The organism is Paenibacillus sp. JT22N12, from assembly GCF_056269365.1.
This window is the reverse complement of the sequence record NZ_JBWDNU010000002.1, coordinates 258,027-273,303: the sequence shown is the minus strand read 5'-3', so window position 1 is coordinate 273,303 and position 15,277 is coordinate 258,027. Positions and strand designations below refer to the sequence as shown.

15 protein-coding genes are annotated in these 15,277 nt (G+C 52.8%); 4 read left to right on the top strand and 11 right to left on the bottom strand.

Features of this window, described 5'->3' with window-relative positions:
* Positions 1 to 335: 335 nt before the first annotated feature.
* The 8 genes from AC0YOA_RS06890 to AC0YOA_RS06855 form a co-directional block, all read right to left on the bottom strand.
* The gene (locus AC0YOA_RS06890; protein ID WP_475785982.1) at positions 336 to 728 is read right to left on the bottom strand and encodes an FxsA family protein; all 393 of its coding nucleotides are present in this window, start codon (positions 726 to 728) and stop codon (positions 336 to 338) included.
* Between the two features lies 1 nt (position 729).
* On the bottom strand, positions 730 to 1,236 hold the full coding sequence (locus AC0YOA_RS06885) for an acyl-CoA thioesterase (protein ID WP_475785981.1): 507 nt from the start codon (positions 1,234 to 1,236) through the stop codon (positions 730 to 732).
* 173 nt (positions 1,237 to 1,409) lie between these two features.
* Positions 1,410 to 3,164 carry a pyruvate kinase gene (gene pyk, locus AC0YOA_RS06880; RefSeq protein ID WP_475785980.1) on the bottom strand — a complete coding sequence of 585 codons (1,755 nt, stop codon included), beginning with the start codon at positions 3,162 to 3,164 and terminating at the stop codon, positions 1,410 to 1,412.
* A 104-nt stretch (positions 3,165 to 3,268) separates the two neighbouring features.
* The gene (locus AC0YOA_RS06875; RefSeq protein WP_210038530.1) at positions 3,269 to 4,279 is read right to left on the bottom strand and encodes an acetyl-CoA carboxylase carboxyltransferase subunit alpha; all 1,011 of its coding nucleotides are present in this window, start codon (positions 4,277 to 4,279) and stop codon (positions 3,269 to 3,271) included.
* Positions 4,269 to 5,141, bottom strand: a complete 873-nt coding sequence (gene accD / locus AC0YOA_RS06870; protein ID WP_210038529.1) for an acetyl-CoA carboxylase, carboxyltransferase subunit beta — start codon at positions 5,139 to 5,141, stop codon at positions 4,269 to 4,271. The genes AC0YOA_RS06875 and accD overlap by 11 nt, the downstream gene beginning before the upstream one ends.
* Before the next feature lie 41 nt (positions 5,142 to 5,182).
* Positions 5,183 to 5,371, bottom strand: coding sequence for a glutamate decarboxylase (locus AC0YOA_RS06865; protein ID WP_188993185.1), 189 nt, complete (start codon positions 5,369 to 5,371; stop codon positions 5,183 to 5,185).
* A 332-nt stretch (positions 5,372 to 5,703) separates the two neighbouring features.
* Positions 5,704 to 6,189 carry a phosphatidylglycerophosphatase A family protein gene (locus tag AC0YOA_RS06860; protein ID WP_475768776.1) on the bottom strand — a complete coding sequence of 162 codons (486 nt, stop codon included), beginning with the start codon at positions 6,187 to 6,189 and terminating at the stop codon, positions 5,704 to 5,706.
* Between the two features lie 217 nt (positions 6,190 to 6,406).
* On the bottom strand, positions 6,407 to 10,120 hold the full coding sequence (locus tag AC0YOA_RS06855) for a DNA polymerase III subunit alpha (protein WP_475785979.1): 3,714 nt from the start codon (positions 10,118 to 10,120) through the stop codon (positions 6,407 to 6,409).
* A 137-nt stretch (positions 10,121 to 10,257) separates the two neighbouring features.
* Here AC0YOA_RS06855 and AC0YOA_RS06850 point away from each other — a divergent pair, with 137 nt between their 5' ends.
* The 3 genes from AC0YOA_RS06850 (at position 10,258) to AC0YOA_RS06840 (ending at position 11,525) form a co-directional block, all read left to right on the top strand.
* On the top strand, positions 10,258 to 10,584 hold the full coding sequence (locus AC0YOA_RS06850; protein ID WP_210038526.1) for a YtrH family sporulation protein: 327 nt from the start codon (positions 10,258 to 10,260) through the stop codon (positions 10,582 to 10,584).
* 3 nt (positions 10,585 to 10,587) lie between these two features.
* Positions 10,588 to 11,094, top strand: a complete 507-nt coding sequence (locus AC0YOA_RS06845; RefSeq protein WP_475785978.1) for a sporulation membrane protein YtrI — start codon at positions 10,588 to 10,590, stop codon at positions 11,092 to 11,094.
* Positions 11,095 to 11,228: 134 nt separating this feature from the next.
* Entirely contained in the window at positions 11,229 to 11,525 is a 297-nt protein-coding gene (locus AC0YOA_RS06840; RefSeq protein WP_210038524.1) for a YtpI family protein, read from the top strand.
* A 32-nt stretch (positions 11,526 to 11,557) separates the two neighbouring features.
* On the opposite strand, the gene AC0YOA_RS06835 is transcribed toward AC0YOA_RS06840, so the two are convergent.
* On the bottom strand, positions 11,558 to 12,904 hold the full coding sequence (locus AC0YOA_RS06835; protein WP_475785977.1) for a DRTGG domain-containing protein: 1,347 nt from the start codon (positions 12,902 to 12,904) through the stop codon (positions 11,558 to 11,560).
* Positions 12,905 to 13,061: 157 nt separating this feature from the next.
* Here AC0YOA_RS06835 and AC0YOA_RS06830 point away from each other — a divergent pair, with 157 nt between their 5' ends.
* The gene (locus AC0YOA_RS06830; protein WP_475785976.1) at positions 13,062 to 14,414 is read left to right on the top strand and encodes a sensor histidine kinase; all 1,353 of its coding nucleotides are present in this window, start codon (positions 13,062 to 13,064) and stop codon (positions 14,412 to 14,414) included.
* A 115-nt stretch (positions 14,415 to 14,529) separates the two neighbouring features.
* On the opposite strand, the gene AC0YOA_RS06825 is transcribed toward AC0YOA_RS06830, so the two are convergent.
* Positions 14,530 to 14,865, bottom strand: a complete 336-nt coding sequence (locus AC0YOA_RS06825; RefSeq protein ID WP_210038522.1) for a YlbF family regulator — start codon at positions 14,863 to 14,865, stop codon at positions 14,530 to 14,532.
* Between the two features lie 183 nt (positions 14,866 to 15,048).
* Positions 15,049 to 15,264: a hypothetical protein gene (locus AC0YOA_RS06820; RefSeq protein ID WP_475785975.1), complete on the bottom strand. Its 216-nt coding sequence runs from the start codon at positions 15,262 to 15,264 to the stop codon at positions 15,049 to 15,051.
* Between the last annotated feature and the right edge of the window lie 13 nt (positions 15,265 to 15,277).

The window sequence follows — 15,277 nt, the reverse complement described above, 5'->3', positions numbered from 1 at the left end:
CCTCTGGACACCCGGATTTTGTAACGTTGGAGCTGCACAGAAACGCTCTGTAGTTACTGCCTGCTTAGATCGTTTTCGTCCCTTACGGGACACACTTGCCTGTTGGCGCACCCGGGGTGCCTGGTGGACTTCGTCCCTTAGTAACGTGAGAGTAACAGAGTCTACCCTCAGGTGACTGCTTGCTGGAGACTTACTCCCTCCCTAAGTCCCTCCGGAGGAGGGACTCCAAGGGCCGCCGGCTCTCTGGACACCCGGATTGGGTAACGTTGGAGCTGCACAGAAACGTCTATAGTTACTGCTTGCTTGGATCGTTTTTGTTTATTGATATACTTTCTTTATTTTCTATGGATAGTTAATGCGCCGCCGCGGAGCTTGCGTTCCAGCCACCGGAGAATGGCCATGCGGTAGAATGGGCGGGTGAGCGGCAGCAGGAGCGTGATGCCCACAATATCTGTCAGGAAGCCCGGAAGCAGAAGCAGCACTCCACCAATCAGAATACAAAGACCGTTTAACATGGCATGGCCCGGAGGCTGACCCGTCTGCATCTGACGCTGCACATCCACCAGTGCTTTGCGCCCTTCCATTCTGGACAAATATGCTCCTGCAAATCCCGTTATTATAATCAGCAGAAAAGTCAGCCACCCTCCAATCAAATGACCCACCCTAATGATTCCCCATATTTCTATGGCCGGAATGATGATGATAGCAGCAATAATCCATTTTAACATTCTAATTCCCCTCTTCTTGATCAGTCCTGTCGCCGGATACGGCAGCAAGCAGCTTATAAAGCTCCGGGAAAGCCTTGTCCAGCCTTGAAGGCCGCATATCCGCATTGACCCATACATGGCGCGTGCCGCCCCTTAGAAGCAACTCTCCGGGCAGCTCTGCTCCCCGTAAGGTCTGCGGGAATGAATCTTCTTCCTTTATCTTGCGCACTTCTGAACGAAAGGATAGACGGACCGGTGAAAAGTTTTCAATGGTGGTACAGATTAGAACCAGGTCGTCATACCGCGCAGGCGCCACGTAACTGCATGTCAAATCCACTACCGGTAAAAGCATTCCCTGTTCTTCGATTTTTTTGTATGGATAACCGAAAAAACGGATCAGCTCGGTTCGTCCAATCTCCATCCATGTTACATAATTACTATGAAAAACAACGCCCATCTGATCCGTTTCCTGATATCTCACCCGCAGCGGATGCAAATGCCACAGCTTGTCCGGTCGGTTCTCTGTCAATGTATTCACAACCTTTTTTACGTTGTTGAACTGCAAAAGGTAACAATTATCGAATGATCGCTGCAGGCCAAGCATAGGCCCATTTTAACCTTTCTTCCAGTTAAAGTAAAAGCGATGGTGCATGCGCACCATCGCTTTTACTTTAACTTTCTATTATAAAACAGGTTTTAAATTTACAGCACCTTCGCCTGACCGGAGTAGATAACGCCTACCTCGGCATAGACGGTTACTTCCATGCCATCATGCAGCGTCTCCAGAGCGTTATGGACACCAAGAATTACCGGAAGTCCAAGGTTGAGGGCCACGATGGCCGCATGGCTGGTTACGCCGCCCTGCTCGGTAATGACCGCTGCCGCTTTTTGGATGGCGGGCATATACTCCCTATCCGTCGAAACGGTGACCAGAATGGAGCCTTCTGTCGTTTTGGCGATCGCTTCCTGGGGTGTGCGCGCCGTAACGACTTTACCGGTTGCGCTTTGGCTTCCGATTCCTTGTCCTCTGGCCAGCAGCTCGCCAACCGTATGGATTTTGATCAGGTTCGTGGAACCGGAGCGTCCTACCGGCACACCAGCCGTAATGACGACCGTATCGCCCAGCTTAACCAGCCCGGAATCGATTCCGCCGCGAACGGCGATATCGAACATGCCATCTGTCGTTGTGGCGGGAGTTCCCTTGACAGGGATGATGCCCCAAGTGAGCGATAAGCGCCTCAGCACCTGCTCAATAGGCGTAACGGCGATAATCGGTGATTTCGGACGATATTTGGATACCATTCTTGCCGTATAGCCGCTCTCCGTCGAGGTGATGATCGCTTTGGCATTCAAGTCCAGCGCCGCATTGGCCACAGCCTGGCTGATCGCCTCTGTAACGGTTGTTTGCTGTGCATTGGCCTGCTTGGTGAACATTTCGCGATGGTCCAGCGCCGATTCCGCGCGAACTGCGATGCGGGCCATTGTTTGCACCGACTCCACCGGATATTTGCCTGCTGCCGTTTCACCCGAGAGCATGATCGCATCCGTGCCGTCAAATATCGCATTGGCCACGTCGCTTGCTTCCGCGCGCGTCGGACGCGGGTTCCGCTGCATTGAATCCAGCATTTGCGTAGCGGTAATAACCGGTTTGCCTGCGCGGTTGCATTTGAAAATCATATCTTTTTGAACGAGCGGCACTTCTTCAGCCGGAATCTCGACACCAAGATCTCCACGCGCCACCATCAGGCCGTCGGATACTTCAAGGATCTCGTCCAGGTTGTCAACGCCCTGCTGATTTTCGATTTTGGAAATGATCTGAATATGGCTGGCATTATGGCGCTCCAGCAGCTCGCGAATCTCCAGCACATCGCTTGCTTTACGCACAAATGATGCCGCTATGAAGTCTACATTCTGTTCGATTCCAAAAATGATGTCATTGGCATCTTTCTCCGTTATGCCCGGCAATGAAATGTGAACGCCTGGAACATTGACACCTTTTTTGCTTTTGATGGAGCCGCTGTTGACAACCCGGCATTGAATCTCCGTGCCATGTACGCCTTCAACCGTCAATCCGATCAAACCGTCATCGATAAGTATAGTCGAGCCTATATGGACATCGGAAGGCAAGTCCGCATAGGTTACGGGAATACGATTGCGGTCGCCAAGAATCTCCTCGGTCGTCAGGGTGATGGTGTCATCCTGATTAAGCTCAATCGGTTCCTCTTTCAATTTGCCCAGCCGAATTTCCGGACCTTTCGTGTCCAGCAGAATCGCAACTGTAGCCCCAAGCTCCTGACAAGCCTGGCGGATATTTTTGATACGGTTTCCGTGCTCTTCAAAATCTCCATGGGAGAAATTAAGACGGGCTACGTTCATTCCTGCATTGATAAGCTTCTTGGTGTTTTCCAGTGATTCGCTGGAAGGGCCGATCGTACAAACGATTTTTGTTTTACGCATAAGTAAATTCCATCCTCCGTATAATCCATTTGCTTTATTTTAGAAATATCGGTATCTGACCACCGATGTTATACATAATTTACACATTTTTATTATTAAGCCCCTCAGATCTGGGCAGATTCCACCGTTTCAACTTTTGTTTCCAAGTCCGGTTCGGACGTACGCTCCTGATATTGCCCGATTCTGCGGAATTTCTCATATCGGTCATCTATCAGCTGCTCGGCAGTCAAGCTGCTAAGCTCCTGCAAATGCCGCGTAACCGCGTCTTTAATGAATTCGGACTGTGCATGCAGATCACGATGCGCCCCTCCCTGCGGCTCAGGGATAATCTCTTCGACAATGCCGAACCCGACCAGGTCATCGGCTGTGATCTTCATCACCGATGCCGCTTCATCCGCTCTCGCCGCATCCTTCCAAAGAATGGATGCTGCGCCGTTAGGCGAGATGACGGAATAAATGGCATTCTCGAGCATCAGCACGCGATTGCCGACTCCCAGCGCCAGCGCTCCGCCGCTTCCGCCTTCACCAATCACGACACAAATGATCGGTACGCCGAACGTCGCCATCTCGCGCAGGTTGCGGGCAATCGCTTCGGATTGGCCGCGTTCCTCGGCGGTATTGCCGGGATAAGCGCCCTTCGTATCAATGAAGGTTATGATCGGACGGCGGAATTTGTTGGCCTGCTGCATAAGCCGCAGCGCTTTGCGGAAGCCTTCGGGATGCGGACTCCCAAAGAAACGGGCAATGTTGTCCTTCGTATCCTTGCCGCGCTGGTGGCCGATAACTGTAACCGGTATGCCGCCCAGCTTGGCCAGCCCGCCAACAATAGCCAGATCGTCTGCAAACAGGCGGTCACCGTGAAGCTCCATAAAATCGGTGAAGATCGCCTGTATGTAATCAAGCGACGTCGGGCGCTGATGATGCCGGGCCAAATGCATTTTTTGTGCCGGAGTAAGCTCACTGTAGAGATCCTCCTGAAGCTTGGCGCAGCGCTCCTCCAGACGGGAGATTTCCTCGCTGAAATCAATTCCCGAATCGATGCCGATTTTCTTCAGCTCATCGATCTTCTTGCGCAGCTCGCTCAGCGGCTTCTCAAATGGCAAATCAACCGCCATGGGTGTCCCCCCCTTTAACAGCATGCATATCAAGCAGCTTGCTCAGCGTCGATTTCATATCCTTGCGGTGCACGACTTTATCGAGCTGACCGTGCTGAAGGTTGAACTCCGCCGTCTGAAAATTATCAGGCAGCTTCTGACGAATGGTCTGCTCAATGACGACCCGGCCGGCAAATCCGACAAGCGCGCCGGGCTCGGCCAAATTGAAGTCGCCAAGCATGGCAAAGCTTGCAGACACCCCGCCTGTCGTGGGATCGGTCATAACGGAAATATAAAGACCGCCGTCTCCCTGGAATTTGGCCAATGCCGCACTGGTCTTGGCCATCTGCATCAAGCTCAATATGCTCTCCTGCATCCGGGCTCCGCTGGACGTGGAGAAAATGATAACAGGCAGCTTCTTCGCATGGGCTTGTTCGATCGCGCGGGTGATTTTCTCACCGACAACCGAACCCATACTGCCTGCGAAGAAATCAAAGCTCATACAGGCAACAACGACAGGGAATCCGCCAATCGTGCCTTCGCCGGTAACAACGGCATCCCGCAGTCCGGAGCTTTTCTTCTGTGCCTCAAGCTTGCTCGCGTAGCCGGGAAAGCCCAGCGGATCGACCGACTCCAGCTCGGCGTCGAATTCCGTCAGCTTGCCTTCATCCAGCGTGATCGCGATACGCTCCCAGGCGTTCAGGCGGAAATGATGGCCGCAGCTTTGGCATACTTTGAAATTCTTCTCGATTTCTTTATTGAACTGAATGTTTCCGCATTTAGGGCATTTGGACATCAGACCTTCGGGAATGTCCGGTTTGGTACGCTGCCCGCCAGATGGGATTGTTGCATATTTTCTTTTATGAAATAAGTCCTTGAACACAGATTACACCTCTTTGGGGGCGCAGTAGTTTATGTTATCGCTCACGAGTTCAAAATATTGTTTAACATTTCCTGCACTTCTTCCAGTTCTCCGGACGGGACCAAGATTTCGTATTGTTGTTTGGACACGTTAATCGGTCGGATCTTTACGAGAAACCCTTCCTGCGTCAGCCGGTTTTTGATGCTCTCCGCAATTTTTGCCGTAGGCGCGATATAGATAACCGTCCACATGAAGGAACCTCCTGAACTTGGGTAAGAAGAATATCTGGCAACGTTTTCCGGCGATGTCAGGTTTCTTCCCTCAAAAAATCATGGGTTAAGCAAATTTGCAAACTCTAAACCTATTCAATCCGTTAAATCCATTTTCGCCAAAACATGCACCTGCGCAATCCCTGCTCTATTATCCTGCTTCTATACGCTGGCCTAGCGCATCATTCACTTGGTAATACCACGTCACCTGGGCATATGATCTCATAATGATAGCATATGTTTAGTTTTCACCGCAACGGCGCTTCGGGGGAAGCTGTTCCCCCGTGCCTCAATTCCTGTAAATTTCATTGCGGTCATGGAATATCATACCGGTTGGCTTTGGTGTCCTGGTGGGCGATTCGGGCCGATGCAGCCGCGGCCAGGCCCGCGACAAGATCATCGAGAAACACATGAATGCCCTGGCCTTTCTCATTGAGCTTCTTGATAATTCCAGGCTTTACTTTGTCCAGATAGCCAAAGCTGGTCAAGCCGATCATCCCGTAAACATTGGTAATGCCAAGAGCCAGCGTTTCGTCAACGCCATAGAGCGATTCATCCGCTTCCATAATGGCCTGCAGCGGCTCCGGCAGGAGACCGCGCTCTGCCAGCTCATCCAATGCAATGCCCGTAAACAGCACATACTGCACCTCGCGCTTGGACAGCACCGTCTCCACGCTTTCTTCGCATTCCTGAATGGTCAGCTGCGGGTTGTACGGACTTTGCAGGGACAAGACAATTTCTGCAATGTCCATTGTGGATACGCCTCGTTTAAGCAGCCATTTTTCCATATCGGATGACATTGATGATCCCCCCGCGGTCAGCTTGTACGAAATGCAGCAACGGCCGCCTGGCCAGAACAGGCGTGTGTTCCCTGCGTCGTCAAGCAGCTAGATAGGTGCTTCGCGCCACGGGCATTCATCATGCGTCGAGCAAACCAGCGAAGCTCCATGTCTCCTAAATGTATGCGGGCGGAAAATAACATGTGCATGAATTTCTTAAAGAAGATTGCAGCCCCTTTTACTTCACGACCGCCGAGCCTCTGCCAAAAAGCGATTCAATTTGCGTGAGCAGCTGCGGAGAAGGCTTCACCCGGTAGGAGGCGCTCAAGGCAACCGTCTTCTGCTCGCTTTCATAGAACAGGACGGTTTCGAGCGGTCCCGAACTGCCCGCGAGCAGCGACTTGAGCCGCTCAAGCGCATCGGGCGCCTCGCGTCCTGACGCTATCTTGATATACACCCGCTGCTGCTTCTTCTCAGCAGCCTGCACTGCCGGACGCGCGACGGAACTGCCTGCCGATCCGCCTCTTGCAGAATCCGTCCGCGGTTCCCTGCCAGCGGATGCGCCTGAAGGAGTTGCCGGCTTCGCCGAAGCAAAATTCATGGACGCCTTCGTCGTGTTCGCCGCGGGTGGCGTCTGGCCCCCCCCGGTTCTCGTCAAGGGTGCAGTGCGCCCCGCCGCATTGGAGCTTCCGCGGGATGACTTGGCCCGCCCCTGGCCCTCCAGCCGCTGGACCTGTCCGGCCAACTCTCCGTCCGTATGGCCTTCAAGCGGAATCATATCCTCCACAATCAGCTTAAAATCATCATCCTGATGCTGCACGGTCGCCAGCATAATCACAAGGCCGCCCGGGCTGATTTGCTGGGCATACCGCTTCCACGAGGTGGGGAAGACGACCGCTTCCACCCGCATTATCCGGTCCTCTATTTCCAAAAAAGCCATTGCCTGACCCTTGCGGGTTGTGAACGGCTTGACAGATACAATCATGCCCGCGATCAGGGCGCTTCCGCCTTCGGGGGCTTCCGCAAGCTCCACGAGCCGGTCAAGCGGAAGCGTCGACAGCTGCTGCTCATAATCATCAAGGGGGTGGCCGGATAAATACAGTCCCAACAGCTCCCGCTCAAAAGCCAGCAGCTGACCGGTTGTAAACGGCTGTACCTGGGGCATTTCCACATCCCAGTTCTGGACCTCGTCAAAGCCGAACAGCTCGATCTGCAGCTCTTCCCGCTCCTTGCGCCATTTGAGCGCCGCCTCAACGGTCTCATCAAGAGCAGCTACCAGCTGCGCTCTATGGTCGGCAAGACTGTCGCAGGCTCCGGCCTGAATCAGAGATTCCAGCACCCGCTTGTTGACGACGCGAAGGTCGACTCGTCGGCAAAGGTCGAGCAGGCTGTCGAAGGGACGGTCGGCACGCTCCTTCAGCAGCGATTCGATCGCCTGCGTTCCGACATTCTTGATCGCGGCAAGACCGAAGCGGATCGCTTGGCCCACAGGCGTGAAGCTGACATGGCTTTCATTGACATCGGGAGTGAGCACCTCGATCCCCATCCGGCGGCTCTCATCGACGTATTCCGCCGTTTTCCGCAGATTTCCCGTTACGGAAGCCAGCATGGCCGCCATGAAAATGACCGGGTAGTTGGCTTTCAACCACGCGGTCTGAAAGGCCAGCACGCCATAGGCCGCCGCATGGGCGCGCGGAAATCCATAATCCGCGAAACGGACAATCATATCGTAGACAAGATTCGACTCCTCAGCCGTATAGCGCTGCTTCAAGCTGCCTTCGACAAAATGCGCCCGCTGTTCGTCCAGCACCTCCCGCTTCTTCTTGGAGACAGCGCGCCGCAGTAGATCGGCTTCGCCAAGGGAAAAACCGGCCATGGATGAGGCAATTTGCATGATTTGCTCCTGATAGACAATAATGCCGTACGTATCGGCCAGTATCGGCTCCAAGTCCGGATGCGGATACTCCACCATAATCGCACCGTGCTTGCCTTGTATATATTTAGGGATAAATTCCATGGGTCCCGGGCGGTAAAGCGCCACAACGGATACAATATCTTCAAATTCCGTCGGTTTCAGATCGCGCAGTACACGTCTGACGCCGGAGGACTCCAGTTGAAAGATGCCTGTCGTCTCGCCGCGCGTCAGCATCGCATAGGTAGCGGGATCGTTATCCGGAATAAATCGGAAATCCACCGTAATGCCATGCTGGAGCTTAACCCAATTCATGGCGCGCTCCAGAATCGACAAGGTACGCAGGCCAAGAAAATCCATTTTCAGCAGGCCGATAGCTTCCAGATGCTCCATCGAATACTGCGTCAGCGCCGCCTGCTCGCTTCCCGCCTGCAGCGGTACATAATGCGTCAGCGGCTCCCCCGATATCACGACCCCTGCCGCATGGGTGGACGCATGGCGTGGCATGCCTTCGACCTTCATAGCCATCTGCAGCAGCGCCTCCGTCTTGGGCTGCCGCTCGCTGGCTTCCCGCAGCTCGGGGCTGATGCGGAGCGCTTCGGCGAGCGTTACGCCCAGCTGATGGGGAATCAGCTTCGCGGCGCGGTCCACCTCGGCGAACGGCACCGCCATCGCGCGTCCCACATCGCGGACCGCCGCCTTCGCGGCCATGGTACCGAAGGTAATAATTTGCGCAACATGATCTTCGCCGTATTTCGCCGATACGTAGCCGATAACTTCATCCCGGCGCTCATCATTGAAATCGATGTCGATGTCGGGCATTGAAACCCGCTCGGGATTGAGAAAGCGCTCGAACAACAGCTTGTATTTTAGCGGGTCCACATCCGTAATCCGCAGGGTATAGGCAACCAGACTCCCCGCAGAGGAGCCGCGGCCAGGACCGGTGCGGATGCCCTGCTCATGGGAAAAGCGGATAAAGTCCCATACGATAAGGAAATAATCGCTGAAGCCCATGCTGTCAATAACGGAGAGCTCATAGGCAAGACGATCTTCCGCCTGCTTACGGTATTCGGGATCGGTTTCCCACCGGGGCTGCGCATTATAACGCGTTTCCAGACCTTCCGAGCACAGCAGGGACAAGTACGAGGCCGAAGTCATCCCTTCCGGGATGGGACTGAAGGAAGGCAGAAGCGCCCGGCCGAATGTCAGCTCCAGCTTGCATTTATCGGCGATATCCAATGTCCGCGCAACTGCCCCGGGCGCCTGGCGGAACAGCGAATCCATCTCGTCGCCGCTCTTGAGGTACATCTGATTGGTCAGCATTTTCATCCGGTCGGTATCTTCCGTTGTCTTGCCGGTTCCGATGCAAATCAGTACATCCTGTACGGCTGCGTCCTCCGGAAGAATATAATGGACATCATTGGTCGCAACCAGCGGAATGCCTGTTGTCTTCGACAAGGCGATCATTTCCTGAACCACTTTCTTCTGATCCAGCATGCCGTGATCCTGCAGCTCCAGATAAAAATCATCGCCGAATATATCCCGGTAGCGAAGCGCCGATTTCATCGCCTGCTCCGGCCGGTTATGGAGCAAATGCTGCGAGACCTCTCCGTTCAGACAGGAGCTCAGACAAACCAGCCCCTGCGAATATTTTGCCAGTGATTCCAGATCCACCCTCGGTTTATAATGAAATCCTTCCAGATGGGCGATCGATGTCAGCTTCATCAAATTGCGGTAGCCTGTTTCATTCTTCGCCAGCAGGATCAGATGGTAGGTCGGATTATCCTTGCGCGCGCCTTTCTCAAAGCGCGAGCCTGTGGTCAGATAGACCTCGCAGCCGATAATGGGCTGAATTCCCTGCTCCCTGCAGGCTTTATAGAATGGAATGGCGCCGTACATGACCCCGTGATCGGTCAATGTCAGCGCCTTCATGCCGAGCTCTTTGGCCCGTCTAACCAGATCCCGAATCCGAGCCGCACCATCCAGCAGGCTGTATTCGCTATGAACGTGTAAATGTACAAAGTTCGTTTCGCCGCTCATCGCCATCTATTCCTTCCCGTTAGTCGATGCATCATTTTATATCATTTTATCATATTGAAGGCGTGCACGCCCATACAATGAAGTAGGGGGGACGAGCGTTCCTCCCGAATCCGCCAGAGGCAGGTGTAGCGTCAACGATGAATCCTCTATTAGCGAAAGCCATCATAGATTTCTTTATCGCTTTCGGCGTTGTATTCGGCGGCTCGATGCTGGCGGGCATCGGGTCTGTCTTCGTCCTCATGCCGCCCGCCGCGATCATGCTCAAAACCGCCTCCCAGCTTAAAATATGGGCCCTGGTTGCTGCCGTTGGAGGCTCCATCGATCCGCTCCGTGTAATCGAGAGCAATTTTATGGAGGGCCATCTTTCGCCGGTCGCCCAGCAAATCGCTTTTATTATGTGCGGTTTTCTCGGCGCTCACCTGGGAACCGAGCTTATCAGATGGATGTGCAGAGGGGCGGTCTAAGGCATGAGAGTCCCCCCATTCGAGCGTTATGCCAGATTCTCGCAGGGGGCTGCCCTGCTTGTTGTCGGAGCGATTATCGGAGCGGCCGTATATCAATCGATATTTTTTATGAGCTTCAATTCTCTGAAGAATGTAACGATGGAGATGGAAGATAAGCTGCAGCAATACGAGGATGATATTAAAAGACTCAACCAATTCAAGGACCAGCATACCGTTATCAAAAGCATTCAGCCCGTTCTCGAGGAAGCGAGGGAAAAGCCGGTTTCCCCGCCGCTGGATGAATTAACGAAAAACGAACTGAAAAAACGGATCAAGGAGGATCTTAGCGTCTTAATCGGACGAAGCATCTATGATATTGACTCCGATGCCAAGCTGGCCCGCCTGCTGCTCGAAAGCAAGGTCTATATGGATGTCCACGGAAGCAATTTTCGGGTTGAGATCAAAACCATGCTCGTTGTCGATAATGTGCTGCGGGTTTGGTTCGTGCCCGTGAAGCTCACACCCGGATAGAATTTCATATGCCCGGAACTTTGTTAAAACTCTTCATCAAATCCGGGGGCTCGCACATTTCGCAAGCACTGTTTGCTTATGATACAATGGGGCTACTATTCTATCGTTTTTAAAAGGAGCTGCTTAAACCCGTTATGGTTGCTACCCTGCATTGGCTGTTGCTTGCTTTGATTGTATTAACCTCCGTGCTTTCCGTCACCTTCAGCTTCAAATCACGCCGGTCAGCCGACCCGCGGACAAGAGGGATGAACGCCGCACGCACCAATATCTGCATGGGGATCATGCTCGTACTGATTGCCTTATTCTTCATGCTGGCTTACAGCGGCTCCACGATCAAGGTGGTGTTCGGCGCGCTGTTTATCGTGCTCGGGCTGTTCAATCTGTTTGCCGGTCTGCGCAATCACAGCGTCTACCGCTCGATGAAGTCCTGACGGATTGAACGGCTTCAACTTAAAAAAGTCCATCAGTACGGATCAATCAGCTGTACCGTCAGCATAGCCTTTGCGGCCAGACCGCCCGGATCATCCACTTCCACTTCAAGCTTGGCGCTTTTACGGCTTAATTCCAGCAAGCGGGGAACAATCACAACCTCGCTCTCAAGCTGAACCGGACGGACAAAATAGCTCGTCATGCTCTCGATCACATGATCATGCTTTCCAAGCTCGCGGATAAGACTGCGGGCCGCCTGCGTCATGAGCGTGACGAGCACGCCTTCGGAAATGGTTCCAAGCGACCCCGACATCTGCGGAGTAATTCTCCCCTTGCAGCTCCAGTCCCCTCCCGGCCCCTTCAGCAGCTTCTCGAACCCGGCGCCGATCAGATCGTCAAAGGTATCTCCAGACTCCTGCTGTTTCCCGGTGTACCTCATGGCCTCCAGCACCTCGCTGCGGCTGATCGCGGCCAGCAGCTTGCGGTTCTTGTCGACTATCGGCAGCAGATCAATGCTCTCCGCCGCCATCGTATGCGCTGCGGATGCGATCGGGATATTCGGCGCGGCCGTTATGGGGCTGCGCGACATCAGCTTGTCCACCAATTGCGTATCCATAGCCCCCTCTGCATCTTTAGCCGTCATCATGCCCACTACGCGACCGCGTTCATCCAGTACGGGAAAACGGGAGCCTCTCGTCCGTTTGGAGAGGCGGTAGAAATCCGCAGCCGTTTCGCCAAGGCGCATCGTTACGACCGGCCTGCTGTAGGTGACGATATCCTCGACCAGCATGACTTTCTGCCGGATAAGCCGGTCAAACATCGCCCGATTGATCATGGACGCGACGGTGAACGTATCATGCTTGGAAGAAATGATGGGCAATCCGAGCTTGTTGGCCAGCTGGGTGACTTCATCGCTGGTGCCGAAGCCGCCCGTGATCAGAACGCCGGCGCCCTGCTCCAGCGCAATCCTGTGGGCACCTTCCCGGTTGCCGACGATCAGCAGGCTGCCTGTATCGATATAACGGATCATGGCAGCCAGCTCCATCGCCCCGATAACCAGCTTGTGCAGCGTTTTATCAAGTCCCGCCGCGCCCCCGAACAGCTCGCCTTCCACAATCTCCGCGACTTCGCCAAAGGTGATCCTGTTCTGCGCGCCTCTTTTTTTACGCTCAATCCGAACCGTTCCGATTCTCTCTTTGGTATTGACCAGACCCAGCGTCTCCGCTTCCTTGATCGCTTTGTAGGCTGTACCTTCACTGACAAACAGATCATCCGCCATTCTGCGCACGGACAGCTTGGTACCTACTTTCAATTGTTCAATATAGTGCATAAGCCGCTCATGCTTCGTCGGCGTGTCCTGCCCTTTTTCCCCGGAAGTCACCTGTGCTGCCCCCTCTCCGGTGCTAATATAATAATAGATGTTTCCATTTTAACAAAAAAGCTAGTAAAGTAGAGCATGGATAATCTGCAACTACAGGCAAGGCGAGTCCTGCAGCATGCTGTCACCATCTGATTTATGTAGCGAAGGAGTCTTTCTTATGCCGGTATCTTGGGAACCTATATTGTCCATGCTTGAACAGCTGATTGCCCTTACGATTCCCCAGGCTTTCTTTTATACATGGTTCGGCTTTATGTGGCTTGGCATCATTCCCAGGAACGTTGTGAGACGGCTGCTGCTCTTCAGCATACTGAGCTCGGTATATATCGATGCCGCTTATTATATTCTGCCGAAGTGGGCCAATTTAATTAATACCTCCATCGGTTTTTATTTCTGGTTCTCACTCTTCTACAAGGAAATCAAGACGCGCTCCAAAATCTTGATGCTGGTGATGTTTAATATTGTTGCCTTTTTGCACCAGCTCGTTCTGGTTTGGGTTTCCAGCTACTTTGGCGGTATAAACAGCGTTACCGACAGCTCGTTCGGTTTTATGGTGATGTTCTTCGGCCCTTCCTTTGTCATCCTTGCCCTATTGACAGTTTTGATGCAGAAGAAGCAGATTCACCCGGGCAAGCATCTGCTGCCTTTTCTCATTCACGCCCGGTCCAAGCCTTTTTTGAGTCTGATTGTGCTGTTTATGGTAGAGACATGTTTATTCGGGCTGGTCTTCTTTCCTCCTCTGATGGAAAAAGGAGACATCAAGCAGCATCAAATCTGGGCCTTCCTGGCCTTCCTTGTTTTTTTCGCCATTAATTTTGTGTTGATCCGGCTCTTCGCACGTATCCGGAAAGAAGCCATTCATACGACACAGGAAGCTTACATCGGCGATCTCATCCAAATGTTCACCTCCATCCGCGGCCAGCGTCATGATTTCATCAATCATGTCCAGGTCATGTACGCCATGCTGTCGATGAAGAAATATGACCAGCTGCGAAGCTATATGGAAGACATGGTCAAGGAAATCCAGTCTATGACTCTGGCAACCAATGACCTGCCTTCACCGGCGCTGGCCGCGCTCATTCAAGCCAAGATGACGATTGCACAGAGCAATCACATTCAATTTTCCTATCAGATTCCCGAAACCCCCTTGACCTTCCGGGCTGTTTCCAGCATTGATTTTGTAAGAATTATCGGAAATCTGGTCGATAATGCCTTTGATGAAGTAATGAAGCTGCCGGAAACCGAGCGTGAAGTTATCCTGGAGCTGTTTACCAATGATCAGCAGCTTTATATAACGGTAACCAATCGCAAGCATACCTTGTCGGAGGAAGAGATGAAGCGGATACTGGAGCCGGGCTACACAACAAAAAAAGGAAACCACTCCGGCCTTGGCCTGTCCATTGTCATGGAACGCTGCTCCTATTATAAGGGGAAACTTTCGGTGGAATCTGATCTTGAGCGCGGCGTTGTTTTCACGATCAAGCTGCCGCTTCATAATGTGCGCGCCAGTTGATTTCCACGAGGAAGCCCCGGGAATGACACATTAACCAAAAACATTGAATGCAGCCTATATGCAAATAAAGCCCGAAATCGGCTTCAATCACCGGCATCGGGCTTTGTTGCTGCTTCTATTCCATGATTTCTCGAAGGGATTCTGTAACGATCCTGGTCACATCATCGAACACAATGCTGAATTGTCTTTCCGCATCAAAGGCGCGTTGCAGCAGCGGGTTTTGCGTAACCACTTCATACAGCTTATCCATCATTTCCACATCTGCGGGCGAAGGCTGTTCACCGGCCGCCATTTTTTGCTGCAATCCTGCCTGCTTCTCGCGAAAATCGTCCATCATCCGCTTGGCATCGGGATTGCTCCGCGCTTCCTTCAGTGCAGCATGCAATTCCTTCGCTTCTTCGCTATCTTTCAACGCCCGTGTAAGCTCATGCGCTTGGTCATATACATTCATGTTACATAACGCCTCCTTCAATATGATTGCTCTTGACAGCATGTTATTGAAACATATCCCTATATCCTATATACCCCGGTACAGGAAGTCAAGTCCCGCCCCTTATCCGGCGCGGATACCAGGAGTCGGCTGCCGCCCAAATATTGGATCTCTGTCCGTCAGAGAGGCTGCCTGACCCCATTCTCATATGCAATCCGCCTGTACCCGCAGGAATCCGGCAATCTTCCTGTGATGCCCGAGCTGTCGTTCATCACTGATCTTACGTATGCCAGTTGTCCATTTTCCCTCAAAAGCCAAGCCGCCGCCGGAAATCTGTTCAAGAAGGCTAATCACCAGAGTATAGATGTCCTCATATGATGAATTAATTCGTGCAAAACATCCAAAAACCACTAGCCGCATTCCATCATCCTCC